Origin of the sequence: Corynebacterium sp. ACRPS (assembly GCF_022346005.1) — a bacterium.
GTDB lineage: Bacteria > Actinomycetota > Actinomycetes > Mycobacteriales > Mycobacteriaceae > Corynebacterium.
The window spans coordinates 1-26,121 of record NZ_JAKRMY010000023.1; the positions used below are offsets into that span (position 1 = coordinate 1).

Sequence of the window (26,121 nt, forward strand, 5' to 3'; positions counted from 1 at the left end):
CGTGGGCTCGGTGGGCCTGGTGGTAGGCCCCCTCCTCAATGACCGCGCCATTTCCGCGCAGCCTAGCCGGGCTTTGGCAACGGTCAAGGACGTCGGCGCGCTGCGCACCACCGTGGATTTTCAAGATAGCGACGGGATCTATCATTCCCCGCGGCAAGGCTTGCTCTATCCCACGGACTTGGGCGAGGGCCAGCAGGTATGGGTGCAGTATGCCGAGGATAATCCGGATTTGGTGAAGGTAGAAGGCCGCGAGTGGACCTTGGCGGTCATACCGGCGCTATCCGTGGCGGTTGTGTCTACGCTTGCCGCCGTGGGGCTGTGGCGGCTTATTACCGTGACCACCCGCCGCGCTGAAAATCGGGCTGAAAAATAATTTACCCAGATTTTTCATTGGATTCACCAAAGGCCAAGAAAAATAGGTCATTATGGTGGCATGCGAGTTGCAATCGTGGCTGAATCGTTCCTCCCCAATGTCAATGGCGTGACAAACTCGGTGCTGCGCGTTTTGGAGCACCTGCAAGAAACCGGACACGATGCGATTGTCATCGCCCCCGGTGCCCGCGAGGGCCAAGAAGAAATCCCTGATTACTTGGGCTTTCCCATTTACCGCGTGCCCACCGTGCGCGTGCCGCTGGTGGATTCGTTGCCGGTGGGCGTGCCGACCACGGCCGTGGATGATGCGCTGCGGAAGTTCAAGCCCGATATCATCCACCTAGCTAGCCCGTTTGTGCTGGGTGCGGCGGGCGCATTTTCGGCCCGCCAACAGCGCATTCCGGCAGTGGCGCTCTACCAAACCGATGTCGCAGGATTCGCCACCAAGTACCACGCCTCCGCCTTGGCTTACGCTGTGTGGGAGTGGCTGCGCACGATCCACAACTCCTGCCAGATGACCTTGGCGCCGTCCTCGCTGACCATCCGGGATTTGGAAAAACACCACATCAAGCACGTGCGCCATTGGGGCCGCGGCGTCAATACCGAGCTTTTCCATCCCCAAAAGCGCTCGGCTAGCCTGCGCCGCAGCTGGGACCGCAGTGGAAAGAAAAACATCGTCGGCTTCGTCGGCCGCTTGGCCGCGGAAAAGGGCGTGCACCGGTTGTCCGCGCTTAATGGCCGCGAGGATATTCAGCTGGTCATCGTCGGTGACGGCCCCGAGCGCCCGCTATTGGAGGCACAGCTTCCCAACGCCGTGTTCACCGGCGCGCTCAGCGGTGAGGAGCTGGCTCAGGCCTATGCCTCGCTCGATGTCTTTGTGCACGCCGGCGAATTTGAAACCTTCTGCCAGTCCATCCAGGAGGCCCAAGCCTCTGGCGTGCCCACCATCGGCCCGCGGGCAGGCGGGCCCGTGGACCTTATCCAAGAAGGCTATAACGGCCTGCTCTTAGACGTGGATAGCTTTGTCGATGACCTGCCCAATGCCGTCGATGCGCTCTTAAACCCAGAGATCCATGCGGAGTTGCGGGATAATGCCCGCGCCTCCATTTCTTCGAAGACGTGGACCGCGCTGTGCGAGCAGCTGGTGGGCTATTACGAAGAGGTGCTGGAAGATACCCGCCGGGTGCCGCTGACCATTTTGGGGCAGCGCCCAGAGCTGCCGCGGTGGGCGGCTCGTGCCCTTGGGGCGCGCGTAGCCTAGACTAGGCATTTGTGTCTAAGGCAGATCTGGATAAAAAGCCCTTCGACGTCGCGCGCATGTTTGACGCCGTCGGCGAAAAATACGACCTCACCAATACCGTCTTGTCCTTTGGACAGGACAAGCGCTGGCGCAAGCGCACCCGCGAGCGCCTTAACCTGCAGCCGGGGGAGAAGGTCCTCGACCTCGCGGCCGGAACCGCGGTATCCACAGAAGAGCTGTCCAAATCCGGCGCGTGGTGCGTAGCCTGCGATTTTTCGCGCGGCATGCTCGCCGCCGGACGCGAGCGCGACGTACCCAAGGTGGCCGGCGATGGCATGAAATTGCCCTTTGCGGATAATACGTTTGACGCCGTCACCATCTCCTATGGCCTGCGCAATATCCACGATTACGAGCTGGGGCTGCGGGAAATGGCGCGCGTGACCAAGCCGGGCGGGCGCCTGGCGGTGGCGGAATTTTCCACCCCCATCGTCCCGGTATTCGGCACCGTGTACAAGGAATACCTCATGCGCCTGCTGCCCCCGGTTGCGCGCGTGGTCTCCTCCAACCCGGATGCCTATATTTACCTCGCGGAATCCATCCGCGCTTGGCCTGGACAAGAGGAGTTGGCGGCGGCCATCAACCGCAATGGCTGGGCCGACGCGGGCTGGCAAAACCTCACCCTGGGCATCGTCGCCTTGCACTCGGCAACGAAGCCGCTTGCCGATGCCCTGAAGTAAACCCCTTACAGCCCTCCTAGACCGCCGCGGTGGAGGCCCACAGGGGCGTATCGCGCCGGACGGCCCCTATGCTGCGGCCCGCCGTGCGCCACAGGCGGGCGATAAGGTCGCGGTCTTCCTCCGTGATGAGGTTGCCCATGAGGCGTGCGGCAGCGGGCATCAGCAAGCGGCCCACCGGACCGCGCAGTGCTAATGGGCCCGCCACGGGCAGGAATTGCGGGTAGGTCAACAGGCGGGCGGCCGTGCGCGCAAGCAGGAAGGATTCGCCATAGTGCTCGCGCAGGGTGGCCGGCCACGCGAGGGTGAAATCCTTCGGCCCGAGCATGCCCATCGCGAGCGCTGCGGTCTCGAGGCCGTAGTCGATGCCCTCGCCGTTTAAGGGGTTGACGCACGCGGCGGCATCACCAATGAGCATCCAATTGGCCCCCGCCACATTAGAGACCGCCCCGCCCATGGGCAGCAGGGCAGAGGTGACATGCTCGATGTCCCCAAGACCCCACTCCGCGCGCTGCTGGGCGGCGTAGAACTCCAGCAACTTTTTGGTATTAATCTTGGCCGGCCGCTGTGCGGTCGATAGCGCACCGACGCCGATATTGACCTGCCCAAGCTCTGCGCCCAACGGGAAAATCCAGCCGTAGCCGGGCTGGACGGAATCGTCTTCGTCTTTTAATTCCACGTGCGAGTGCATCCACGGCTCGGTTGCCTGAGGGGAGGCGGCATAGGAGCGCGCGGCGATGCCATAGACCTCATCGCGGTGCCAGGTGCGGCCCAATTGCTTGCCAAAGGTAGAACGCACGCCATCGGCCACGATGAGCCATTTCGGCCGAATAATCTGCTCGCCGATGCGAAACGAGGTCACCCGGTTGCCCTCCATGACCGGGGCGCTCGCGGGGGTACCGGATATAAGCGTGGCACCTGCGGCGGTGGCAGCCTCTACCAGCTGCGCATCGAGCCTAAAGCGCGGCAGGGCAGTGCCCACCTGGGAAGGATAGGTCTGCGGCCACGGGGCGGTGACGTCCCCGCCGTAGCCGTGCAGCTTAAGCCCGCGGTTGCGGTAGACGGCGTTAATGGTGATGCCAAGCTTGTCTAGCTGGTGCATTGCCCGTGGGGTGAGGCCATCGCCGCAGGTTTTATCGCGGGGGAATGTGGCTGAATCAATGAGGATAGTCTCATAGCCAGCGCGGGCGGCGTGGATGGCCGCAGCGGCTCCGGCGGGTCCTGCGCCGATGATGGCGACTTCGACAGGGCGGGGGGAATCGATCTGTTCCGACATAGGGACTATCATTGCACTAGTTCAACCCCTCAAGTGTGTTAAGGGGGCTGGTTTGGACTACGGTAGATAAACGATTATCTCTGGCTTTTAATTGCAAGGAACGCTATTTAATGACTCACGGCCACTCGCATGCCACTCACGTGGATCTTGGTGATCCACAGCTTAATGAACGCATTGGCGCGGGCATGGAAGCAGTAGAAGAAAAGCTGCGCAGTGAAACTGACCGCGGCCAGGACTTCTTGAAGGACAAGGTAAGCCATCTGTCCAAGGCGGGCGGCAAGCGCTTTCGCCCGATGATGGCCCTGCTTGCCTCTGAGTACGGCGCCAAACCGGGCTGTGAAGAGGTTATTAAATCCGCCACCGTTGTGGAGATGGTGCACGTTGCCACCCTGTACCACGATGATGTGATGGATGAGGCGGACCGCCGCCGCGGCGTGGAATCCGCCAACTCCCGGTGGAATAACTCCGTGGCCATCCTTGCCGGTGATGCCCTCCTCGCGCACGCCTCCCGCCTGATGAGCCAACTAGATACCCATACCGTGGGCCACTTCGCGGATACCTTTGAAGAGCTGGTGACCGGCCAGATGCGCGAGACCATCGGTGCCGGTGAAGCCAACCCCGTGGACCACTACATGGCCGTTATTCAGGAAAAGACCGCGGTGCTTATCGCCTCTGCCGGTTACCTCGGCGCGTACCACTCCGGCGCCTCGGCCGACCACGCTGCGGCGCTGTACCGCATTGGCGGTGCCATCGGCATGATCTTCCAGATCGTGGACGATGTCATCGATATCTTCTCCGATCCGAAAGACTCCGGAAAGACCCCGGGCACCGACCTGCGAGAGGGCGTGTTTACCCTCCCCGTCCTCTACGCCCTGGAAGAGGACGGGGAAGTGGGCGACCAGCTGCGTGAGCTGCTGACAGGACCCCTAGAAACCGATGCTGAGGTCGAGCGTGCCATCGCCCTCCTGCGCCAGTCTGGCGGCCGGCAGAGGGCGCTAGAGGACATTAATGCCTACCTACGCACGGTAGAAGAACAGCTTTCCGTACTGCCGGAAAATTCCGCTAGCCAAGCGCTGCGCCAGCTCGCGGATTACACCGTTCGCCGAGTGGGCTAGCTGCTTGCTGGTGGCCCCTCCTAACATTCCATTTCTCCCCGCTGCGCTGGCGATTTGGAGGTAGGTGGGTGATTCATAGTAAAGTACATACACGCACCGCAGAGTGCATGCCAGGTTGCCCGAGCGGCCAAAGGGAGCGGACTGTAAATCCGCCGGCATTGCCTTCAGAAGTTCGAATCTTCTACCTGGCACAACATAAAGCCCCACAAGCTGAAGCTTGTGGGGCTTCGTGGCATATGCGACAAAAAGTGTGTCTTGGGGCTTAAAGGTCAAAAGGGGATATTCCAGTTATGTCTTGCGCAGGACGAGCGCAGACCTTATCATCCACCTGAGTTCATTCGTATTCCAGAATTCAAAAAGAGGTTTTCCTTGAAGTTTGGAACTAAGCTTGCTGCTTCTATCGCACTAGCTTCTGTACTCGTACCAGTGCCAGTCGCTACATCCGCAGAAAATTCTCAGAACGAGGTTCAGCAGTCAACCAACACAGGGACGGGAAATGATGTCCTTAAGGAAAGGATTGCTAAGGCCCAGGAGGAGCAACAGGCACTTCTCGTAATCAATGACGCTAATGAGAGTGGATACTCCGCTGAAGTAGTAAACGGCAATGTTCATAAAGAAGCAGACGCAGTAGTTGTAGAAAGCCCGAATGGCAAAGAAGAAGCTCTGCCCACTTCAAAGACTCTCATCACTGGAGAGAAAGTAAACATCGAATACTCGGTAGAGGGCAACCAGATCGCTGCAAAGTATTCAACGAATGTTGATCCAGAGTTGGTCGACGCAACTCTCATTCAGACTCGGTCTGCTGCTGGGTGTGCGGGGGCTGTCCTTCTAGGGGGCGCAGCAACTGTGGGATCCGCAGTCGAAGTCGCGTCCGCGCCGCTCACAGGCCCTATTGGGCCTACGATGGCTGCGGTTACCATGGCAAACGCATCTGGCTCTATCATAACAGCCGCTGACCAGTGCGGATAAATATAAGAAACACGAAAAAGTAAGGGATAAAAATGAGCCTTGGACGTAGAATGCTGATCATCTCGTTGGGTACGAACATTGCAATGCTGTGTTTCGTGAGTGCTGTTCTACAGATAGTTCTGCCGAACGATGCACCGCAGTGGCTCATCTTTGGAAATATTGTTGTATTCGTAGCAATGGTCTACAACACGTACAAAGTAGTGACCGTATGGCCGGATAAAGATAAAGAGGAAATGGCCACGGGTAGGTGATTCCCAAATTTTGAAGCGTCCTGGGTTGAGTTCCGCTCCGTTTACGACCCTGTGTTGATGGGCTGAGTGAGATAGTATTCGGTTTCCACTTTTTGTGGGGTGGCGTAGTCCAAGGCCTTATGAATCCGCTGGGCCTGACCCCCGATGTGTCTACTTTCCGGGGGTCAGGCCCTAGTTCAGATTTCCCGTCTACTCAGAGGAAAAACCTGGGACACTTCAAACTTCAGTCTGGAATGATTACTGTCCGTCCTTGCTGCCCAGCCTTGGTAACCTCTACGGGTAGGCCATATAGGTGCTCAATTAGTTCTGAGGTGATTATGTCCACGGGATTTCCGTGGGCGACTAACTGCCCGCTTTGCATCGCTACTAGATGGTCGGCGAAACGTATCGCTTGCTGGAGGTCGTGTACTACGGCGATGACTGTTTTGTCCTCGTTTTCGCTGAGGTTTCTCACCAGAGTGAGCAAGTCATGCTGATAGCCCAAATCCAAAAAGGTTGTGGGCTCATCCAGTAGGAGCACTGGGGTGTCTTGGGCTAGCGCCATGGCCAACCAAGCGCGTTGGCGTTGACCGCCGGATAATTCATTCATTCGCCGGTCAGCCAGCGAATCCAGTTCCACCGTCGATATTGCTTGGGATACCTTGTCGAAGTCTTGGCTGCTGCGTTGCCCCAACGCTCCCAGGTGTGCGAACCGGCCACGTGCTACCAGTTCCGTTACGGTGAGATGTTCAGGGGCTATTGCATCTTGGGCCATGAGCGCGATGCGCCGCGATAATTCTTTGCGGCCGAAAGAATCAATCGCTTTGTTTTCTAAGGAAATAGTGCCTGCCTCTGTGGGCAATACTCGCGCCATAGCGCGCAGAAGCGTGGATTTGCCACAGCCATTGGGGCCAATAATGCACGTAAATTTTCCGCGCGGGAAATCCACGCTTACGTTGTTTACGGCGGTGAAGTCACCGTAAGTGACGGTAGCGCCCTGTACTGCTACCGCGATGTCTCCATCGCTGTCTGAATCTGGGAAAGCCATTTTGGGGAAAGTCCTTTCAAAATTACCTGCGGTAGGTGCGGTGCGCGAAGAGCATGAGGATGATCAGGTATGTGCCGCCCAAGGTGACGGTTACGACGCCAACCCGAAGCATGGTGGGGTGGAAAAGCTGTTGCCCTATGATGTCGCAGACCAATAGCAAGGTGGCGCCGATAAGTGCACCAGCAGGGAGGCTGACTCGTTGGCCACCGGTAAGGAACCTTGTCAGGTGTGGTGCCGCTAAGGCTACGAAAGAAATCGGACCGGCCAGCGCGGTGCACAGTGCTGTTAAAAGGGCAGAGAGGAACACTAGAACAAGGCGGGTGCGGGTTACATTTAGGCTGAGGGAGTAGGCGGTGTCATCGGCAAGCTCTAGGGCCTCGCAACGCGACCTCAACGTGAAAGTTAGCACGATGATTAGTGCCAGCACGATGGCCGCTGGGCCGACGAAAATCCATTCAATGCCGTTGAGCGAACCAGCAGCCCACGTGGCCGCAGCCATAGCCGTGTCCAAATCTGCGCTCAAGATGAGGTAACGGTTGACCGCGGAGAGCGTAAGGGAGACTCCGATACCGACCAGGATGAGTCGCATGCCGCTTACCTGCCTGCGTAGGGCTAGGACGACGATGATCAGTGCGGTGATCCCGCCCCCCAACCACCGCTCCTAATGCGACGTTAATAAAACTGCTGAACCCTAAGTAGCTCACCACGATCACCCCGGTATAGGCACCGGTGTTAAAACCAATGATGTCGGGCGAGCCCAGCGGGTTGCGGGTTACGGTCTGAAAAAGCGTGCCGGCAATAGCGAGGCCAGCCCCTACCACGATGGCAGCGGTGACTCTGGGCAAGCGCCATTCGTAGATTACGGTGGTGCCGAAGCCGGAGTCGGGGTGAATAAGCGCCTGCCAAGCCGACACGCGATCTAGTCCTGCGCCAGGGTACGTCAGCGCTACGACGGCAGCGAGAAGGACTGCGGCGACGCCCACAAAAAGCACAATTGTTTCGCGGCGGCGGTATCGCGCAGCGATGGTGCGTACCGAGGTGGTAGCGGCTCGCGTGGCATTTAGGTCTGTGGTCCTCATAGAACCACCTGCTTGCGTTGTGCAAGGAAAATGAGGAAAGGAGCACCGATTATTGCGACGGTTACTCCGGCGGGTAACTCGCCGGGCAAGATAAGCCGCCCAATGATGTCGGCGAAGAGAAGCAGATTTGGACCGATTAACCCACTAATCCAAATCTGATCGCGCTCATTGGTGATGCCTACTTGGCGAACCAAATGGGGGACAAGCATGCCGACAAATGCTAAGACGCCGACTGCGGCAGTGGTCGTTGCGGCGAGCAAAGATACAACAAAGAGGGCCAGTGCGCGGGTTTGGGCTACGTTGATGCCAAGTGCTTCTGCAGCGTGTTCACCCAGCGGCAGGACGGTCAGGCGGGGCGCTAGGAAAACCAACATCACTGCGGCGACGGCCAATCCGCACCCCATGAGATAAAGCGGGGTGGTAGAAGCAATATCCATGCTGCCCACCATCCATGCCTTGATTCGGGCAAAGGCTTGCGGATCTAGGAGTGACATGCCCTCAGAAAGGCCTTCGAACACAGCGCTTAACGCCACGCCGGCAAGCACGATACGGAGCGGATCTATGGCGCCAGAGATGTCTCGGCCAAGGCGCGCAACTAATAGCATGGTGCTACCCGCACCGATCAAGGCAGCGGCGGTAAAAGCTAGGGGTGAAGATAGCCCGAATACGCTAAGAGCGAGCGCGGCCGCGAAGGCGGCGCCGGCGTTCATGCCGAATACTCCGGTATCTGCCAGCGGGTTTCGGGTGATGATCTGGAGAATGCAACCGGCGACCGCGAGCCCAGTACCCGCGAGGATGGCGGCGACGGTGCGTGGGATTCGTCGCTCATACAGGATGTCTCCAGCCGTGCTGCTGCCGGGGCCGCCGCGGAGGCCTGCGACTATTTCAGAGGGGGTAAAAGACTGCGCGCCGATGAACAGGCTGAGCACAATCAGAAGCACCATTAGCAAAAGTGCAAGTGCAAGGAAGGCGCCGACCCGCCACCTGCGGCGACGAGTATTCGGTACACCCATTGGGGGGAGCGTTGATTTGGTATGCGTCATATTATTTTCAATAAATAAGTAAGTTAGCTTAGGCTAACCATTATGTCAGAAATAATGTTTAACAAAAAACGCCTGCTATCAAGCATGGCTGCCGCCGTCGCCATTGCCTTGTCACTGTCTGCTTGCAGTGCTGCCGAAAATGACGATTCCAAGGGCGGTCCGGGCAATGAAAGCGTCTCCCATAGCGGTGAGCGCTTTGGTACCGCTGATGAAGAAACCGCCAAGTTGGGAACTGATGCTGAGCCGGGCCAATTCCCCCGCACCATCAAGCACGCCAATGGTGAAACTGAGATTAAAGAGAAGCCAGAGCGCGTCGTGGTGCTGGACATGGGTGAGCTCGACTCTGTGCTGTCCTTGGGGATTAAGCCGGTAGGCATGGTTACCTCTAAGGGTGCGAATCCAGTGCCGGATTATCTGGCTGACAAGGTGAAAGACGTACCTTCGGTGGGCACCATTCAGGAGGTAAATGTCGAAAAAATCGCGGAGCTCAAGCCCGATCTCATTGTGGGCAGCCAACTGCGCGTGGACGATCTGTACGGGCAGCTTTCCGATATCGCGCCGACCGTGTTGGCTATCCGCCCAGGATATCCATGGAAGGAAGACTTCCGGCTGATCGGTGATGCGCTCGGTGAAGAGGAGAAAACCGTCGATATCCTCAATGACTATGCGGATACCTTGGCTGAAATCAAGGAGAAGATGCCGAAGGACACGACGGTCTCTATGCTTCGATTCATGCCGGATAAGATCCGCTTGTACGCCAATAAGTCCCTTATCGGTGTCATTCTGCGCGATGCAGGACTGGCTCGCCCTGAAAACCAGGACATTGATGAGCTGGCAGCGGAGATTTCTCCAGAGTCCATTTCTGAGGCAGACGGAGATTACCTGTTCTACTCCAGCTATGGCGATCCATCGGCCACTGGTGAGGACAAAATTGTTGAATCCGAACAATTTAAGAATCTGTCAGCGGTGAAGGAAGGCAAGGCCTTCCGCGTCAGCGATGACCTCTGGTTCTTGGGTCTTGGCCCAACGGGTGCGAAAAAGATTGCGGAAGAACTAGTCGAATACTTGGATGTTAAGTAATTGACCTGAGGGCATGAGGGCCCGCCCGAGTTGGGCGCTTCCCGCGTAGGGAAAGAAGAGCCCTTGTGCTCTAGTCCGCCTTATAAAGTCTTATGGGCCAGCAGATTCGCGCTATGGTGGCGAAATCCTGCTGGCCCATAAACCTGTTTTCAGTAAGCGGGCGGATTAGAGCCCGAAGTAATCGCGCAAATCAGCCGCGATGGCATCGAGGCGACCGGCGTCGGGGGACTCCAGGTAGCACTTGAGCTTGGGCTCGGTGCCGGAGGGCCGAACGATAACGCGGTCATCGTTATCGGTGAAGAACTTCGAGCCTTGGGCAAACTTTTCCACCTTGGACACCGGGGAGCCGGCGAGCTCGGTCGGTGGGGTGGCAGAGACCTTGTCCATTGCTTGGGTAATCAGACTCAAGTCCTCGACGCGGAAAGTCAGCGGCTGCGTGTGCAGGGCGCCGACCGTGGCGTAGATGTCATCCAAGAGGCCTAGGAGGCTGCTTCCAGCGGCCTTGCATTCGGCGGCGAGGCTGGCGAGCACCACGGAGGTGGAGATGCCGTCCTTATCGCGCACTGCGTTGGGATCGGGGCAGAAACCAATGGCTTCTTCGTAGCCGAAGGCAAGCTCCGGGGTGCGGGCGATCCACTTGAAACCGGTCAGGGTTTCCTCGTGGCCGAGGCCGTAGTGTGCGGCGATGCGCCCGAGCAGGCGGGACGATACGAGGGAGTTGGCGAAGTTGCCGGTAGCGCCGCGGCGGGCGAGGTAATCGCCAAGCAAGGCGCCGGTCTCATCGCCACTGAGCTGGCGCCAGGTGCCATCGGTAGGCACGGCGGCGGCGCAGCGATCGGCGTCAGGGTCATAAGCGATAAGGATATCGGCACCGATTTTCTCAGCATGCTGAATGCCAAGGTCTAGGGCGCCGGGCTCCTCCGGGTTGGGGAAAGAAACCGTGGGGAAATCTGGGTCGGGAGCGGCCTGTTCTGGCACCAGCGAGACAGTAAAGCCGCAGCGAGACAGCAGTTCCTTACCCAGTTCGGCACCTACGCCGTGCATGGCGGTCAGAGCGATGGTGATATCGGTATTTTCACCGACCAACGTGGCGGCGCGGTCGAGGTACTCCGCGCGGGTATTGACGTCCTCGATGTGATCAGAGGTGAGCGGGACCTCATCGGCATAGGGGGCCTTAGCGATGGCGGCGGCGATTTCCTTATCGGCTGGGGAGATGAGCTGCACGCCCTCGCCCGGGCCGGTGGCAACGCGGCCACCCAGATACACCTTGTAGCCATTATCGGCAGGCGGGTTGTGGGAGGCGGTAACCATAATGCCGGCGTCCGCGCCTAAGGAACGCACCGTGAAGGCGGTCAGCGGGGTCGGATTCTGCGCAGGCAGGACTAAGGCCTTTCCGCCAGCGGCGGAGATAACCTGCGCGGCATCGCGCTGGAACTGCGCGGAGCCGTGGCGGGCATCGCAGCCGATGACAACGACCGGGGTATCGACCTGCTGCTTGAGCCAGGTAATAAGACCGTAGGTGGTGCGAATGACCACGGCGCGGTTCATGCGGGATTCGCCCGCGCCCACGGCGGCGCGCAGGCCCGCGGTACCAAAGTTCAGGGGGCCCGCGAAGGCGGCGGCGAGTTCTTCGGAGTTATCTTCCTCGATCCACGTGAGCACCTGACGGGCGGTGTCCGCATCCGGATCGTGTTCGGCCCAGGTGCGGGCGTAGTCGAAATCGAAGGTCTTATCCACAGACATGGCTTAAAGCTCCTCGAGGATCTTGGCAGAGGAGGACAGCCCCAGGCGGCTGGCGCCGGCCTCGATCATGGCGAGAGCATCCTCGGCGGTGCGGATGCCGCCGGAGGCCTTCACGCCCAGCTTGTCGCCTACGGTCTCGCGCATGAGCTTGACGGCGTGGGTGGAGGCACCGCCGGCGGGGTGGAAGCCGGTGGAGGTCTTGACAAAGTCCGCCTGGGCGGCAGCGGCGGCCTGGCAGGCGAGGACGATGGCGGCATCGGAAAGCGCGGCAGACTCGATGATGACCTTGAGCACCTTGCCCGGGATGGCATCGCGCACGGCCTGGATTTCTGCCTGCAGCTCCTCGGCGCGGCCCTCGATGGCCAGCGGGATGTTGATGACCATGTCTACTTCCTCGGCGCCATCGGCAACCGCGCGGGCGGCTTCAGCGGCCTTGATTTCCGGCTTGACGGCGCCGGAGGGAAAGCCCACGACCGTGGCGACATGGAGGGACTTCGGGGTCTCGAGCGGCAGGGCGGAAGGGGAGACGCACACGGCGTAGGTGCCAAGCTCGGTGGCCTCTTTTACCAGGGCGCGGAATTGCTCCGGGGTGGCCTCTGGCTTGAGCAGGGTGTGGTCGATGTAGGAAGCAACGTCGTTGCGAGAAGTCATGATTTTCTCCTTTAGGAAATAGCAGCGGATTCTTTACGGGCCATCTTGAGGTCAGAGACCACATAGAGGCCAGAGCCGATGGCGGCGATGAAGGTGAGGACCAACAGCGTGGTGGTGTAGCTGGTGGATTCCTGCAGCTTGGCGGTATAAGCGATGCCCAGGGGCACGGCGATATTGATGGTGAGGTTGTAGAAACCAATGGCGATGCCGGACTTGGCTGCGCTGATATTGCGCAAAGCGGTATTGACCAGTGGGGCGTACATCAGGGCAAAGCCGCTGGCAAAGGCCACGATGGCGATGATGAGCACGGAAACGTGAACCTGCGCGAAGAACGCGGCGAACAAGAGCGCGCCGGCAACCATGCCAAAGGCGGTGTAAATGGTGGCGCGAGAGGACATGACCTTGCCAATTTTGCCGGAAAAGATGCCGACGAGGATGGCGCAGATATAGCCCGGCACCATCAACAGCGAGGCCTGATCCAAGCTCATGGCGTGCATGTCATGGGCTGCAAACGGCAGCAGGAAGATAAAGCCCAGCTGCGTGGAATAGACAAAGAGCACCATGATAATGGTCCACACGTAGCGGCCATTGGTGAAGAATTCCGGGGTAACCACGGGGTTCTTCGCGTTCTTGATGTGCACGATGAATGCGGCAACGCCCACGATGGCGAAGATGAGCCAGTACCAGGTGTAATCCTGCATGAACAAGATAAGAGCGCTGGCAAAGAGGGCAACGTAGAACAGGCCGAGCGCGTCCAGGTGGCTTTCCACGGCCTCATCTTCCGGCACATTCTTAATGATGGGCGGAATGGTCAGCAGGAGGATGAGCGGGATGAGGAACATCGCCGTCCAAGACACGTGGGTGGAGATGAACCCGGAGGTCAGCGCGCCAATGAGCAGGCCAGCCTGGAAGGCGGCGGTGGAAAAGCCGAGGTAGGTCTTTTGATCATCCTCGCTCAAGTGCTTGGTCACGTAGATGACATAGAGTGTCTCAGCGGCGGCCAAACCGGTGGTTTGAATCAGGCGGCCGGTTAATATCATGGCCCACGAACCAGAGAAGACGAAGGCCAGGATGGAACCCACGGCCACAAAAACGATGCCGGTAAGCATCAGTTTCCGGATAGAAATGGAGTCCGCCAAGGCGGCGTAGACGACGGCGCCGATACCAATGATCACGCCGGCCAGGGAGGCCTGCAGCGACGCGGTCTTATCGGAAATTTCGAGCGCTTCCGCGATCGGCATGGTCATCGTCTTGAAACCATTGTCAATGATAAGGGAGAAGACGAAGACAAACAGCAGGATGGGGACGGCGGCCTTGGGGTTTACCTGGGTGCGCTCACCCGGGGTGGCCTTAACTTTTTTCAGCATGGCGGTGGGTCCTTATTAATCCAGCGCGTTGAGCGGCAGAGCAAGCTCCACCATGGTGCGGAAGGCGGTCTGACGGTCTTCAGCGGAAAGCTGCTTGCCGGTGACGATGTTGTCGGAGACGGTAAACAGGCCCAAGGCGTCAACACCGGCCTCGGCGGCGGTGGCATAGAGGGCCGCGGATTCCATCTCCACGCCGAGCACGCCCATGTGTGCCCAACGGTCGTTCACGGTCTGGTCCATGTTGTAGAAGATGTCCGAGCTCAAGATATTGCCCACGTGGATGTGCTGGTTCTGCTTCTCGGATTCATCCACCAACGCTTTAAGCAGTTTCCACGATGCGGTGGGGGCGTAGGTGCCTGGCAGGTCATACTGGGACAAGAAGTTGGAATCGGTGGAGGCAGAGGAAGCAACGATGACATCGTGCAATTCGATGTCCTCTTGCATCGCGCCGATAGAGCCGACGCGGATGAGCTTTTTCGCACCGAACTTGTGGATGAGCTCCCAGGAGTAAATACCGATGGACGGGATGCCCATGCCGGTTCCCATGACGGATACTGGCTTGCCGTTATAGGTGCCGGTAAAGCCCAGCATATTGCGGATCTCGTTGAATTGGACGGTGTCTTCGAGGAAGTTATCAGCAATGAACTTCGCGCGCAGTGGGTCACCGGGCAGCAGGACGGTCTCTGCGATTGGTGCGCCGTGCGGGTTGATGTGCGGGGTGGAAATGTCGGTGGCGGACATTGACGTGCTCCTCCATGTGAACTTCGGGTGTGTACATGGGTTAGTCTAGCCCGCCCGGAACCAATGTCAATAGAAAAGTTAACAAATGTTCCTTAAGTGTGACGCGTTTTATGTTAATTAAGCTCCAATAGCCTGTGAGCTGTGGATTGATCAGTCACGAGGTGGGTGGCCAAGCCCATCTCAAGGGCGACATTAATGGCGCGGGTTTTGGTGTGCCCACCGGCAACGAGCACGCGCGTGGGGCGTTGGGCTAAGTCCTTCAAATCGATGCCGACGGTGCGCGCATCCACGGCGGGGGAGGCGATGGCGCCCTCGGCGGTATAAAAGCGGGAACAGACATCGCCTACGGCGTTGGTGAGAAGTTCCTCACTTTCTTCCTCGGTGAGGTAGCCCAGGTTCAGCGCCAGGGACTCCTTTTCGATGGCCCCCGCGGTAAATACCGCCACGTCTACCGACGCCCCCATATCGAGGATTGTGGAGATATGCCGGTCGCGGACGACCCACTCCTTGGCCTCGACGGAATCGAAGATGACCGGGAGGGGGAGTAGGTGCGCCTCCGCATTAAAAGCCTGGGTAAACGCCTGCATGGTGTGCAGATCCTTGGTGGAGCGCTCCGAGTGGGAGTGTCCGCCCTTGAGTTGGACGATGTCCACGCCCTCTAGCGGACGCTTGCGCAAGTGGGAGGCCACCGCGGACATGGTTTCGCCCCAGGAAAGCCCCACTGAAGTGTGATCGGTAATGAGCTCTTCCAGTAGGGCGGCGCCGGCGCTGCCTAGATCCGCAAGCAGGGATCCGCCGGGAGGAGTGGCGGTGACGCGGGCATCGGCAAGCGAAAAACGCTCGCAGAGCGCAGAAACCAGCTCATCGGACTGCTCGCGGGGATCGGTGATGCTCACGGTGACAAAGCTGCGCTCGGCGGCGTGGGTGAGCAATTTGGAGACCGTCGGCCGGGAAATCCCCAGGTGCGCCGCCACCTCCGCCTGCGAAAAACCGGAGTTGTAGTAGAGCTTCGCGGCGTCGAGAGAAAGACAGTCTTTATGATCCAGCATGCCTTTCATTCAAGCACATCGGGCGGGCAGGAGCACCATCGTCTAAGCCGCAGAAAATTCCCCACTTATGGACGCTGACGTGGCGATTTGTGCAAAGTGGAGGTGGCAGGTTACATTATTGAAGTCCGCAACGGAGAGCACAACGAAATATTGACGTGCTTGATGCTGGGATATGCCCCCTTAGCTCAGTCGGCAGAGCGTTTCCATGGTAAGGAAAAGGTCGACAGTTCGATTCTGTCAGGGGGCTCCATTCATGTCTGGAGGAATTACCTTCCTTCAGGATGAAGGTGTTCACCATGGCGGTGTAGCTCAGTGGTAGAGCAAGCGACTCATAATCGCTGTGTCGCGAGTTCAATTCTCGCCATCGCTACCGGGAAAGAAAAGCGCCACTACGGCGCTTTTTTACTACCGTGCCTATGGCCTTAGCGGAGCACTGGTTTCCGTGCGGAATTAGGGATCTGGTAAGGTCATCGGCGCGTGACGTTCAAGCGTCACGGATAAGAAAATAGGGGCGTGGCGCAATTGGTAGCGCAACGGTCTCCAAAACCGTAGGTTGCAGGTTCGAGTCCTGTCGCCCCTGCAAGAATCCCCGTCACCAGCTTTCCAGGTGGCGGGGATATTTTTGTCACAGATTGGCGCACCCGCCCTGGCGTGCTTTCCTGCCCGTGCAGCTTTTGCTAGGGTTGACAAAGTTATGTCTGGGCGGGGTTTCGCGCCCGGAAAAAGATTTCATTTCCCAAGGAGGGTTAGCTGTGAGCGATGAGCAGCAGCCGAACGGCTCGGCGGCCCCGCGTCCCACCGGTAAGCGCCAGCTTTCTGGTGCGGCTTCCACGACCTCCACGGACTCGGCGAAGAAGAACGTCGTCCGCGTTGAGGATAAAAACCGCACCGATAGTCCGGGTGGCGGCATCGCCGCATTCCCCGGTGAGGTTGTCTCTGAAATGAAGAAGGTGGTTTGGCCCACCCGTGGGGAGATGGTGCAGTACACCCTCATCACGTTCGCCTTCTTGATCGTCATGACCGCCTTGGTCTGGGGCGTCGATACCCTGGCCGGCCTCGGAGTTGAGAAGATTCTGACTAATTAGCTAGAATGGTCCTATAAACTTTTATCCCGCTGTTTCCGCACTCCGGAACGGCGGGATACTTTTTGCCCACACGCGCCGCGGGTAGGCTGGTTCTACAACACGCGCCGATGACATTTTGGAGTACCACTCATGAGCGACGAGAATAACGTCGAAAACCCAGGAACCTCCCTAGAGGAGGCCATGCAGTCCAACGTGCAGGAGCAGGCTGCAGAGCACGCCAGCGCAGTCGAGGACGCCCAAGAGGAGGCCGCAGCACCGGCTCAGGCTGACACCGCTGGCGCAGAAGACGCTGCGCTTGCCGATGCCCCTTCGGCGGAGGCCGAGCCTGCGGCGGAGTCCGAGCTCGCCGCAGAAGAGGGCACGGCAGAGGCTTCCGCCGAAACCGAGGAAGAAGCTGAGGATGCCGCTTACCGCAAGCGCCTGCGCGAATTCACCCGCGAGCTGAAGAAACAGCCGGGTCAGTGGTACATCATCCAGTGCTACTCCGGCTACGAAAACAAGGTGCGCACGAACCTCGACATGCGTGCGCAGACCCTTGAGGTGGAAGACTCCATCTTCGAGGTAGTCGTCCCCATCGAGCAGATCATGGAAAACAAGGACGGCAAGAAGAAGATTGTAAAGCGCAAGCTGCTGCCGGGCTACGTTCTGGTACGCGCTGAGCTAAACGATGCCGCCTGGTCCGTCATCCGCGAAACCCCCGGCGTTACTTCCTTCGTGGGCAACGAAGGCAACGCGACGCCGGTGAAGACTCGCGACGTGGCTAAGTTCCTCATGCCGAATGAAGCTCCCGCCACCAAGGGCGAGGCCGCCCCGAACGAGCAAGAGGGCGAGCAGGTCGTTGAAATGCCGGAGAAGGAAGTGGCCAAGAAGTACGCCCACGACTTCGAGGTGGGCGAGGCCGTTACCATCCTGTCCGGCCCGCTAGCTGCCGTGTCCGCCACCATCTCCGAAATTGACCCGGAGACCGGCAAGATGCAGGGCCTAGTCTCCATCTTCGGCCGCGAAACCCCAGTGGAGTTGTCGCCGACGGAAATCGAGCGCATTTCTTAAAAAATGATTTTGTGCAGGGCGCACGGTGTTCTAGACTGGAACGCCGTGCGCCTTTTGCGTGCGCACGCGAAAATCGTTTCATCCTCCGGTGGCCCACTGAGGTGAGCATCCGGACGGGCCGCGTTATTCATCGTGACGCAGGTCCGGTACCACAGGAAAGAGGTAATTCGATGGCTCCAAAGAAGAAGGTATCTGGCTTTATCAAGCTGCAGATCGAGGCTGGCGCCGCTAACCCGGCACCGCCAGTTGGCCCGGCACTCGGTGCCCACGGCGTCAACATCATGGAATTCTGCAAGGCTTATAACGCCGCTACCGAGAACCAGCGTGGCAACGTGGTCCCTGTTGAGATCACCGTCTACGAAGACCGCTCCTTCGACTTCAAGCTGAAGACCCCGCCGGCAGCCAAGCTGCTGCTGAAGGCCGCAGGCGTTCAGAAGGGCTCCGGTGTCCCGCACACCGATAAGGTCGGCTCCGTCACCTGGGATCAGTGCAAGGAAATTGCACAGACCAAGTTCGAGGACCTCAACGCCCGCGACATCGAGGCCGGCGCACACATCATCGCTGGTACCGCCCGCTCCATGGGCCTCGAGATCGATGGCGCACCGGAGAAGTAAAAATTTTATGTGGTAGGGCCAGCTTCGGCCCGCCAAATACCACGCCAATCCAGAAAAGGAATTGTTAAATGAGCACCAAGTCTAAGGCTTATAAGGCCGTTGCGGAACTGGTAGATAAGTCCCGCCTGTACCGTCCGATCGAGGCCGCAAAGCTGGCCAAGGAGACCTCCTCCAAGAACTTCGACGCCACCGTTGACGTCGTCTTCCGCTTGGGCGTTGACCCACGCAAGGCTGACCAGCTGGTGCGCGGCACCGTTTCCCTGCCTAACGGCACCGGTAAGGACGTTCGCGTCGCCGTCTTCGCAGAGGGCGAAAAGGCTACCGCAGCTCAGGAAGCTGGCGCTGACATCGTTGGTACCTCCGAGTTGATCGAGCAGATCAACGAGGGCAACCTGAACTTCGACGTTGCCATCGCTACCCCCGACCAGATGGCCAAGGTTGGCCGCGTCGCCCGCGTCTTGGGCCCACGTGGTCTGATGCCTAACCCGAAGACCGGTACCGTGACCAATGACGTTGCTAAGGCAATTAGCGAGGTTAAGGGCGGTAAGATCTCCTTCCGCGTGGACAAGGCTGCAAACCTGCACGCCATCCTTGGTAAGGCTTCCTTCGATGCTGAGAAGCTCGCTGAGAACTACGGCGCCCTCATGGATGAAATCCAGCGCCTGAAGCCTGCTTCCGCAAAGGGCATCTACATCAAGCGCGCTACCATCTCCACCACCTCCGGCCCAGGTATTCCTGTGGACGGCTCCGTGCAGAAGGGCTACACCGACTAAGACGGTGATAGCGCATAGAGCGTGAACGAAGACCCCGAGGATTTTCCTTGGGGTCTTTTGCATCGATCATCAGGCCCTACGGTGTAAACGAAGGGCCTAGGTATTGGGCATTAGTCTGCGTCTTTGATCTCGGCGTAGGCATCTAGGGCCGCCTGGCGCGACTGCCTGAGGTCCACGATGGGCGGGGCGGATAGCGTGGGCGCCCACTGGCGGATATACGCACCATCCGGGTCGAAGCGCTGGGCCTGGTTTTCCGGGTTGAAGATGCGGAAGAAGGGTGCGGCATCGTCGCCGCACCCGGCCACCCATTGCCAGTTAAATGGATTGGAGGCGGCGTCGGCATCCACCAGGGTGTCCCAAAACCACTCCTCGCCTAGGCGCCAATGGATGCCCAGGTTCTTGGTAAGAAACGAACCCACCACCATGCGCACGCGATTGTGCATGTAGCCGGTGTGCCAGAGCTCGCGCATGCCGGCATCGACAAGCGGAATGCCTGTCGTGCCCTCCTGCCAGTCCTTCAGCCGCGGGTCATCCCAGGACCAGTCGAAGCGGTCGAAGTTTTGCCGCACGTTGCGGGTGGCCAGATCGGGCAGCTGGTAGAGCCGGTGCCAGGAAAAGTCGCGCCACAGCAACTCGGACTGAAATTTCTCCGCGTCGGGCTCCTCGGCGGCGGCCACCCAGACCTCGCGCGGGGATACCTCGCCAAAGCGCAAGTGCGGCGAGAGCAGGGACGTGGCGTTGCGCGCGGGTATATCGCGCTCCTCGGCGTAGTGAGCTAAGTCGAGCTGGGCTAGGCGTTCGCGCGCACCGGCCTCTCCGGGAGTCCAATACTGGGCGAGCGACGCAGCCCACTGCGGTTCATCGGCGCTGGGGTTGGGCCAGCTACTGCTTGCCGATGCCCCCATCTCCCGCCCCGCCAGCAATTCCGGCACGGGCAGCGGTTCGTCATCAGCGAGCTGGGACCGCGCGGCGGCAGCGAAGGGAGTAAAGACCTTATAAGGTTTGCCCTGGCCATTGGTGACCTCCCATGGCTCCACGAGGGTGAAACCGGGGCAGGAGATGGCGTTAATTCCGGCATCGGCAAGCGTTGCTTTGACCCTCGCGTCTACCTCGCGCAGCGGGCCGTGGTAGCGGCGGGTCCAGGTGACGGTATCGGCGCCAACCTTGCGGGCGATGCGGGGAATGACGGTGCGGGCATCGCCGGTAGCGCGCATAAGCTTCACCCCACGGGAGGCAAGCTCCTGCGCTAGGGCATAGAGCGAACGCTCCCGCCACCAGTGAGTGGCGCCACCGAGCGGCCGGCTGCCGGGGTAGGCGGGCTCATCGAGGACAACGGCCACTAACTCTGGCGTTGAACCGTTTTTATCGGCGGCGGCCTCCGCGGCGCGGGTAAGGGCCTGGTTATCGGATAAGCGCAGGTCATCGCGAAACCACATGAGGGAAGTCATACTAAATAGCCTACGCGGGTGGGCAATTTGGGAATACGAGGAAAGCGCGGTAGTATCCCTTGTGAAGTTTGAACGGCCTTGTGGCCGAGTCAAAGTTCACCGAAGACCGTTGGTCATCCACTAAGGATTGAAAGTTCTCCACCTTGGAGGCGGCCCACGCAGGAGACACTTTGCGCATTCCGCGACATTTCTCATGTCGCACGCCCTGTGCTCTTGCACGGGGCTTTTCTTTTCGGAAGGCCCCGGCGGAAAATAAAAGAGATGTTTTGGAAGGAGGCGAGAGACAATGGCAAACCCAAAGAACACTGCAGACTTGGCAGAGCTGAAGGAAAAGCTGGCCGATTCTAGCTCCGTCGTTTTGACTGAGTACCGCGGCCTGACCGTATCCCAGCTGCAGGAGCTGCGTAACAACCTGGGCTTTGACGTTGACTACTCCGTCGCCAAGAACACCCTCTTCAAGATCGCTGCCAACGAAGCTGGCATCGAAGGTCTTGATGATTTGCTGACTGGCCCGACCGCAATTGCGTTCATCAAGGGCGAGGCAGTAGATGCTGCGAAGGTCATCACCAAGTTCGCTGATGACAACAAGGCACTCGTCATCAAGGGTGGCTACATGGACGGCGACGCATTGTCTGCGGAGCAGGTTCAGGCCATCGCCAAGCTGGACAACCGCGAGACCACCCTCGCAAAGCTGGCTGGCGCTATGAAGGGTTCTATGGCGAAGGCAGCCGCTGTCTTCAACGCTCCTGCAACCAAGGCGGTTCGCACCGTTGTTGCTCTGCAGGACAAGAAGGAAGCAGAAGCTTAAGTCGTCACGACAGACGCACATATAAAACACCGTGCTTGCTACCTCATCACCGGGGAACAAGCACACAACACAGAAAGGACTTGCCATCATGGCTAAGCTCACCAAGGACGAGCTCATTGAAGCTTTCAAGGAAATGACCCTCATCGAACTGTCTGAGTTCGTTAAGGAATTCGAGGACGTCTTCGACGTTGAGGCTGCTGCACCGGTTGCCGCTGCTGCACCGGGCGCTCCGGCTGAGGGCGGCGCTGCCGCTGCTGAGGAGCAGACCGAGTTCGACGTCGTTCTGACCGACGCTGGCGCTAAGAAGATCGGCGTTATTAAGGCTGTCCGCGAGCTCGTCTCCGGCCTGGGCCTGAAGGAAGCTAAGGAAATGGTTGAGGGTGCACCTAAGGCCATCATCGAAGGCGCTTCCAAGGACGACGCTGAGGCTGCTAAGACCAAGCTGGAAGAGGCTGGCGCTTCCGTCGAGCTCAAGTAATTTTACTGAGCTTCACGCTTTCGAAGCCCCCACTCTTACCGCGCTATACGCGGTGGGAGATGGGGGTTTCTCCCGTTTTATATGCCCCTCTTGAGCTCAGAGGGTCGTTGCAACACTTTCCCTTAGGAGGGTGTTGTTGTGCCTGGAGTTGTGGGCCCGTTTCATTCGTTGTCTGAGTCGGATCGTCTTGAACCTCGGCACCTAGCACATCAGCACGTCCCCGACGGTATTTCAGGTCCGAGGCTGCGTTATCCCTCCGGATAAGTGAAATAGTCCTAATACCAGAAGGCCAGATGGGCTAAACATATAAGTTCACCAACACATCCTGTCGTTTAGGCCCCCGAAGGAGCTGTTGGCGTTGACTTTATCGACTACCACTGAAGCACGCAATCATGTTGATGTTGTTCCCGTTCCGCATCCCGGAGAAATTCTTCTCCTAGGATTCCTCAAACCCTGCGGAATTACCCAGTATCGCCTGGCCAACGACATTGGCACTACCCGCTCTCAAGTCTGCAAAATCACCCGCGGTGCGCTCGGTATCAGCGCCGATATGGCCTTGCGCTGGTCGGCCTACTTTGGGAATTCCGCGGAGTTCTGGCTCGGACTCAAGAGGAATACGATCTGTGGAAAACTCGCCAGACCACTGATGTCAGCGCCATCGTTCCGTGGAATCACAAAGAAGAAGCCGAGTCTCATTCATAGGAACAGTTGACTTGCGCTCATGAGTGGCTAGGGGAATTCCCTTTCTCCCTCGCGTCTGCTTGCGCAAGGACGCGATCGGCTCGGCGCACAAAGATAAGGGCAGGCCCGATAGCGAGGAGCCCGGCGAGCGCATTGGCCCACAAACCAGTGGTCAAGGTCCAGCGATGAGACAATGCGGCCAGCGGGGTCGACCACACACTAGAGAGTGAAACGACGGTGCTCATTTGGATATTGGTGACTCGGCCAAAAGTTTCTTCTGCCAGAAGCCTGTGGAGTGCGGCATAGGTTACCGCGCCGGCGGCTGGGGCTGTAAGAACAGACAGCCCTAAGGGGATGATCATCAACAGGCTGGGGCTGAGCAGGGCACCACATGCGATTGATGCAGCAACCCAGGCGCATGTGCCTACCTGAAGGGTGGCGAAGGAGAACTTCTTCTGCAACCAACCCGTCGACAAAGCCCCCACAATCCCGATGAGGCCTATGGACGTGCGGGCTAGTCCCGTTACCCATCCAGGGTTATTCCCCTCCTCCAGTATGAGGACCGCCATGAACAGCGAGCCGTTAATTGCGCAGTTCGACAGTGTTTGCATGGCAATGAGCCCGCGAAGTAGTGGCGCGCGAGCCACGATGGCTAAGCCTTCCTTCGTCGTGCGTAGGAGCTTGTTCTCTGCCTTCTTTGTGGGGTCTAGGCGAGCCCTGATGAAGAGGAAGAAGACAATGGTGAGGATATTTGCCAGACCGACAAACACGAAGGGCAGTGCCACGTTGACTTCTAGAAGCGCGCCGCCCACAGTGGGGCCGATGAGTCCCGCAAATTGCAGACGTGCTTGGATGAGCCCTTGTTTGGCGGCGAGCTGTTCTTCCTCAACGAGCTGGGGCAGGCAAGGGTCGGAGCAAGCTTGACCTATCCGGTAAAAGAACATCATGCTCCCGAGAAGCGCACCGAAGACCATGGGGGAGAAACTTCCGGATAGGATGAGACTCGCTAACGCGAGGTTGAGTACCCCGGCCAGAGCGTTGGTCACAATGATGAGTGGCTTGCGGCGCCACATATCCGCAAGAGAGCCGCCGATGATTCCGCCTGCCAGTGCAGCTATTCCGGTGATGGTTCCATACAGGCCGGCAAGGGTAAGGCTATCGCTCAAGCGTAGAGTGACCACCGGAATAGCAAGCCCGGCTCCTACCCCGGCTATCTGAGCCACGAGGTCAGACCACAGGAATAGTCTAAAATCACTTGGGTTGGTGCGATCAACTTCATTTATATTCAATGCTCCTCCTATAACAAAGCCATCTCAGTCGTCCTTAGGCCCAACTGCAATTAGCATGCCCCAGAGGAAAGATCGCCAATCTAGTCCCGCGTTGTCAGCGATGATGTCTTCCCGAAAGAGAGAAATGCCCCGAGAGAGGTGGTCAGTGGCTGTAGCAACCATTTGAATAACTTGGCTAAGGTGCCCAATTTCTAGCCAGAGCGTTCGAATCGAGTTTAGACTTTCGTATTTCCAGGATATGACTCGAGGATCACCAACAGTAATAAAATGTATTGGGGCATCCACGACATGCGATTGTTTCCCAACCGCGGTCTTCCATTCCTTATAGGGCTCTAGATGATTGAGAAACAGTAAGGAATGGTTTTTCGGGTGGTATAAATAATAACCATCGTCGATTGAATCGCATCTACTAACGCGGACAATGAGCTCGGTTGAGCACAATCCTCCGGCAGATGGGGCCGAACGAAAATGGATGTTTCCGGACTTCTGTTCGTTTGTTGTTGGGCGCTTTGAAAAGCTTGCGGAATCGTAAAGGATTGATGCTAGTGACCTAAGGCTAATTGATTTTAGCTCTGTATTCGTAAAACGTGCAGATTTTCGAGAATTCAAAACAGATTTGAAGCTTCTGGTGTAGCTTATTGTCTCGCCGTGCGGAAGGTTCAATTCCTGCTTGGCGAAAATCGGATTCTCCCATACATGATGCGGTGGGCCGGTGAGCGCGAGTTTTTCCCTTAAATGCTGGTGATGCTCATCTAGTTGAGCGATTGTCTCGCCGGAACGGACTCCGCTGGCAAATGCGTAGTCGCGCGCGAGCGGAGGAGTATCGGGCCACATATCTAGAACCGTGCATTCGGTATTGGGGGGTTCATTAGAAAAATGCTGTAGTACCCCTAAGTTCTGGAGTTCCGGAAATGAATCTTCGCTAGACACGACCGTTACTCCACTAATAGTTTGACTATCTAGTAAGCGGAAGAGTTCCTCCCTTGCCTTCTGGTTTAAGATTGTCTGAGTTTGCTCTAGAGGGTTGTCCCAAACGAGGTACGGTCCCTTGAACCGAAAATGGCCCACTGTCGCTATTCTAAGCATCGTTTAAAGTCCTTTGTAAATATCTAGCAATGGCGTTGGAGACGAGATTCGTGCCAGCTCGGTCTTCGTAGAATAGCCAATCGAAGCAAACGTTACATTCAAGAAATATTGGGTCACCTCCTTGTATTAGGAGGTCGATGGCACATAAATTACAACCGGATAGTTGGGAGTATTCAATTAGAATATCTTTTAATCTTTGGGTAGATTTATATAGAGATACGCTCACGCCGTTGTTCTCTTGCCACAGGTCGTCTGCATTGTCATATCCTGATACTCGGAAAACGATAACTTCTTGGTCGATTACGTAGCAGCGGAGCTCATACTCTGAGTTCATATACTTCTGGAATAGGAGAGGTACCGGCTCATCACGAGTTGATTCATCTAGCTTCAAACGTTTAGGCATAGCTCCAAGAAGTGTTCCCGGAGTCGGTTCTACCCAGTGGGGGCCAATCGGTTTGGCAATTGAAAAGGGAAACGCCGCTTCATATCCAATTGACGTTTGAGGGGTAGTAAGTCCAATAGAATTGGCGAGCTGAATTTGTGCAAGCCGTGACCGAGCGTTACAAAAATGGTTTACGCTAAATAAAGCAATCTCTTCAAGCGTTTGTATGTAGGATATTGCCTGATCTTTGATATAAATTATTTCCTCTTTAGCGCAGGATATATTTTTTATAGATTCGCGTGAAAAATGGCGGATCCAAGCTACTGCCACCGTGGTGTTGCCATGTTCCGTAACCAGTCTTCCGAAGTTATCTATTGGTAATAGCTCTTTACTGAGTTCGCCGTCGCTGTCAATTCGTACGACTCCAATGTTTTGGCTGGCGAGAATCAGCGACAGGAGGTCACATTCTCGGTCATCTTGGCGGGTTATGAAGACTACACTTTTTGATGGAAGCGATTCGGGGTGATTGTGGCGGAATTCTCGCTGAAAATCGTTGCTTGGGCCTTGAATGACGCGCGACGCTATTTAGTACCGGTAGGGCGGTATCGAGTACCGACCGGTGCGGATATCGGGTACCGGGGGTAGTTTTTAGGCACTCTTTAGTGGACGGCCCACGCAGTGTGTACGCGT

The 26,121-nt window shown here is 57.9% G+C and carries 26 protein-coding genes, 4 tRNA genes and 1 pseudogene; 17 read left to right on the top strand and 14 right to left on the bottom strand.

The window, feature by feature from the left end; all coding sequences use genetic code 11:
- The first annotated feature begins 1 nt into the window (after position 1).
- From MHX65_RS10695 to MHX65_RS10705, 3 genes are read left to right on the top strand one after another with little or no spacing between them, the layout of a single operon-like run.
- A complete protein-coding gene (locus tag MHX65_RS10695) occupies positions 2-373 on the top strand; it encodes a DUF3592 domain-containing protein (protein ID WP_239270055.1) in 372 nt (123 codons plus the stop codon).
- 60 nt (positions 374-433) lie between these two features.
- Positions 434-1,633: a glycosyltransferase family 4 protein gene (locus MHX65_RS10700; RefSeq protein ID WP_239270056.1), complete on the top strand. Its 1,200-nt coding sequence runs from the start codon at positions 434-436 to the stop codon at positions 1,631-1,633.
- An 11-nt stretch (positions 1,634-1,644) separates the two neighbouring features.
- On the top strand, positions 1,645-2,349 hold the full coding sequence (locus tag MHX65_RS10705) for a demethylmenaquinone methyltransferase (RefSeq protein WP_239270057.1): 705 nt from the start codon (positions 1,645-1,647) through the stop codon (positions 2,347-2,349).
- A 16-nt stretch (positions 2,350-2,365) separates the two neighbouring features.
- On the opposite strand, the gene MHX65_RS10710 is transcribed toward MHX65_RS10705, so the two are convergent.
- Positions 2,366-3,634 carry a geranylgeranyl reductase family protein gene (locus tag MHX65_RS10710; RefSeq protein ID WP_239270058.1) on the bottom strand — a complete coding sequence of 423 codons (1,269 nt, stop codon included), beginning with the start codon at positions 3,632-3,634 and terminating at the stop codon, positions 2,366-2,368.
- 98 nt (positions 3,635-3,732) lie between these two features.
- On the opposite strand from MHX65_RS10710, the gene MHX65_RS10715 reads away from it, so the two are divergent.
- The 3 genes from MHX65_RS10715 to MHX65_RS10725 all read left to right on the top strand — a co-directional run bounded on the left by MHX65_RS10715 (position 3,733) and on the right by MHX65_RS10725 (position 5,706).
- Positions 3,733-4,737: a polyprenyl synthetase family protein gene (locus MHX65_RS10715; RefSeq protein ID WP_239270059.1), complete on the top strand. Its 1,005-nt coding sequence runs from the start codon at positions 3,733-3,735 to the stop codon at positions 4,735-4,737.
- 109 nt (positions 4,738-4,846) lie between these two features.
- Positions 4,847-4,928, top strand: a tRNA-Tyr gene (locus MHX65_RS10720).
- Between the two features lie 28 nt (positions 4,929-4,956).
- On the top strand, positions 4,957-5,706 hold the full coding sequence (locus MHX65_RS10725) for a hypothetical protein (protein WP_239270060.1): 750 nt from the start codon (positions 4,957-4,959) through the stop codon (positions 5,704-5,706).
- Between the two features lie 474 nt (positions 5,707-6,180).
- On the opposite strand, the gene MHX65_RS10730 is transcribed toward MHX65_RS10725, so the two are convergent.
- The 4 genes and pseudogenes from MHX65_RS10730 to MHX65_RS10745 all read right to left on the bottom strand — a co-directional run bounded on the left by MHX65_RS10730 (position 6,181) and on the right by MHX65_RS10745 (position 9,007).
- Positions 6,181-6,984, bottom strand: a complete 804-nt coding sequence (locus MHX65_RS10730) for an ABC transporter ATP-binding protein (protein ID WP_239270061.1) — start codon at positions 6,982-6,984, stop codon at positions 6,181-6,183.
- Positions 6,985-7,006: 22 nt separating this feature from the next.
- Positions 7,007-7,636 carry a FecCD family ABC transporter permease gene (locus MHX65_RS10735; protein ID WP_239270062.1) on the bottom strand — a complete coding sequence of 210 codons (630 nt, stop codon included), beginning with the start codon at positions 7,634-7,636 and terminating at the stop codon, positions 7,007-7,009.
- Positions 7,637-7,688: 52 nt separating this feature from the next.
- Positions 7,689-8,063: pseudogene (locus MHX65_RS10740) on the bottom strand (iron chelate uptake ABC transporter family permease subunit); the annotation flags it as partial.
- Positions 8,060-9,007, bottom strand: coding sequence for a FecCD family ABC transporter permease (locus MHX65_RS10745; RefSeq protein ID WP_239270063.1), 948 nt, complete (start codon positions 9,005-9,007; stop codon positions 8,060-8,062). The gene MHX65_RS10745 and the pseudogene MHX65_RS10740, both read right to left, overlap by 4 nt.
- A 141-nt stretch (positions 9,008-9,148) precedes the next feature.
- Between MHX65_RS10745 and MHX65_RS10750 the strand changes: the two genes are divergently transcribed.
- Complete coding sequence (locus tag MHX65_RS10750; RefSeq protein WP_239270064.1) at positions 9,149-10,186, top strand: ABC transporter substrate-binding protein; 1,038 nt, start codon at positions 9,149-9,151, stop codon at positions 10,184-10,186.
- Between the two features lie 165 nt (positions 10,187-10,351).
- On the opposite strand, the gene MHX65_RS10755 is transcribed toward MHX65_RS10750, so the two are convergent.
- The 5 genes from MHX65_RS10755 to MHX65_RS10775 form a co-directional block, all read right to left on the bottom strand.
- Positions 10,352-11,929 carry a phospho-sugar mutase gene (locus MHX65_RS10755; protein WP_239270065.1) on the bottom strand — a complete coding sequence of 526 codons (1,578 nt, stop codon included), beginning with the start codon at positions 11,927-11,929 and terminating at the stop codon, positions 10,352-10,354.
- 3 nt (positions 11,930-11,932) lie between these two features.
- Complete coding sequence (deoC, locus tag MHX65_RS10760; RefSeq protein ID WP_239270066.1) at positions 11,933-12,580, bottom strand: deoxyribose-phosphate aldolase; 648 nt, start codon at positions 12,578-12,580, stop codon at positions 11,933-11,935.
- 11 nt (positions 12,581-12,591) lie between these two features.
- Positions 12,592-13,947, bottom strand: a complete 1,356-nt coding sequence (locus MHX65_RS10765) for an MFS transporter (protein ID WP_239270067.1) — start codon at positions 13,945-13,947, stop codon at positions 12,592-12,594.
- 15 nt (positions 13,948-13,962) lie between these two features.
- Positions 13,963-14,688: a purine-nucleoside phosphorylase gene (deoD, locus tag MHX65_RS10770; RefSeq protein WP_239270068.1), complete on the bottom strand. Its 726-nt coding sequence runs from the start codon at positions 14,686-14,688 to the stop codon at positions 13,963-13,965.
- 113 nt (positions 14,689-14,801) lie between these two features.
- On the bottom strand, positions 14,802-15,737 hold the full coding sequence (locus MHX65_RS10775; protein ID WP_239270069.1) for a sugar-binding transcriptional regulator: 936 nt from the start codon (positions 15,735-15,737) through the stop codon (positions 14,802-14,804).
- Between the two features lie 174 nt (positions 15,738-15,911).
- Between MHX65_RS10775 and MHX65_RS10780 the strand changes: the two genes are divergently transcribed.
- The 7 genes from MHX65_RS10780 (at position 15,912) to rplA (ending at position 19,259) form a co-directional block, all read left to right on the top strand.
- Positions 15,912-15,987: transfer RNA gene (locus MHX65_RS10780), tRNA-Thr, on the top strand.
- A gap of 48 nt (positions 15,988-16,035) precedes the next feature.
- A tRNA-Met gene (locus MHX65_RS10785) sits at positions 16,036-16,107 on the top strand.
- A gap of 137 nt (positions 16,108-16,244) precedes the next feature.
- Positions 16,245-16,317 (top strand) — tRNA-Trp (locus MHX65_RS10790).
- A 172-nt stretch (positions 16,318-16,489) separates the two neighbouring features.
- Entirely contained in the window at positions 16,490-16,822 is a 333-nt protein-coding gene (gene secE / locus MHX65_RS10795; RefSeq protein ID WP_239270070.1) for a preprotein translocase subunit SecE, read from the top strand.
- 129 nt (positions 16,823-16,951) lie between these two features.
- Complete coding sequence (nusG, locus tag MHX65_RS10800; protein ID WP_239270071.1) at positions 16,952-17,872, top strand: transcription termination/antitermination protein NusG; 921 nt, start codon at positions 16,952-16,954, stop codon at positions 17,870-17,872.
- Between the two features lie 170 nt (positions 17,873-18,042).
- Positions 18,043-18,486 (top strand): 50S ribosomal protein L11, encoded by a 444-nt coding sequence (rplK, locus tag MHX65_RS10805; RefSeq protein WP_237791528.1) that lies wholly within the window; start codon positions 18,043-18,045, stop codon positions 18,484-18,486.
- A gap of 68 nt (positions 18,487-18,554) precedes the next feature.
- Entirely contained in the window at positions 18,555-19,259 is a 705-nt protein-coding gene (rplA, locus tag MHX65_RS10810; protein WP_239270072.1) for a 50S ribosomal protein L1, read from the top strand.
- A gap of 110 nt (positions 19,260-19,369) precedes the next feature.
- Here the strand turns inward: rplA and MHX65_RS10815 are convergent, their stop codons facing one another.
- The gene (locus MHX65_RS10815; RefSeq protein WP_239270073.1) at positions 19,370-20,707 is read right to left on the bottom strand and encodes a cryptochrome/photolyase family protein; all 1,338 of its coding nucleotides are present in this window, start codon (positions 20,705-20,707) and stop codon (positions 19,370-19,372) included.
- A gap of 286 nt (positions 20,708-20,993) precedes the next feature.
- On the opposite strand from MHX65_RS10815, the gene rplJ reads away from it, so the two are divergent.
- From rplJ to MHX65_RS10830, 3 genes are all read left to right on the top strand, one after another.
- Entirely contained in the window at positions 20,994-21,515 is a 522-nt protein-coding gene (gene rplJ / locus MHX65_RS10820; RefSeq protein WP_023025159.1) for a 50S ribosomal protein L10, read from the top strand.
- Between the two features lie 88 nt (positions 21,516-21,603).
- Complete coding sequence (rplL, locus tag MHX65_RS10825; RefSeq protein WP_023025160.1) at positions 21,604-21,993, top strand: 50S ribosomal protein L7/L12; 390 nt, start codon at positions 21,604-21,606, stop codon at positions 21,991-21,993.
- Positions 21,994-22,351: 358 nt separating this feature from the next.
- Positions 22,352-22,705 (top strand): HigA family addiction module antitoxin, encoded by a 354-nt coding sequence (locus tag MHX65_RS10830; RefSeq protein WP_239270074.1) that lies wholly within the window; start codon positions 22,352-22,354, stop codon positions 22,703-22,705.
- Positions 22,706-22,712: 7 nt separating this feature from the next.
- On the opposite strand, the gene MHX65_RS10835 is transcribed toward MHX65_RS10830, so the two are convergent.
- The 3 genes from MHX65_RS10835 to MHX65_RS11640 all read right to left on the bottom strand — a co-directional run bounded on the left by MHX65_RS10835 (position 22,713) and on the right by MHX65_RS11640 (position 25,761).
- Positions 22,713-23,963, bottom strand: a complete 1,251-nt coding sequence (locus tag MHX65_RS10835; RefSeq protein WP_239270075.1) for an MFS transporter — start codon at positions 23,961-23,963, stop codon at positions 22,713-22,715.
- Positions 23,964-23,987: 24 nt separating this feature from the next.
- Positions 23,988-24,893 (bottom strand): SagB/ThcOx family dehydrogenase, encoded by a 906-nt coding sequence (locus MHX65_RS10840; protein WP_239270076.1) that lies wholly within the window; start codon positions 24,891-24,893, stop codon positions 23,988-23,990.
- Positions 24,894-25,041: 148 nt separating this feature from the next.
- Positions 25,042-25,761, bottom strand: a complete 720-nt coding sequence (locus tag MHX65_RS11640) for an ATP-grasp domain-containing protein (RefSeq protein WP_239270077.1) — start codon at positions 25,759-25,761, stop codon at positions 25,042-25,044.
- Between the last annotated feature and the right edge of the window lie 360 nt (positions 25,762-26,121).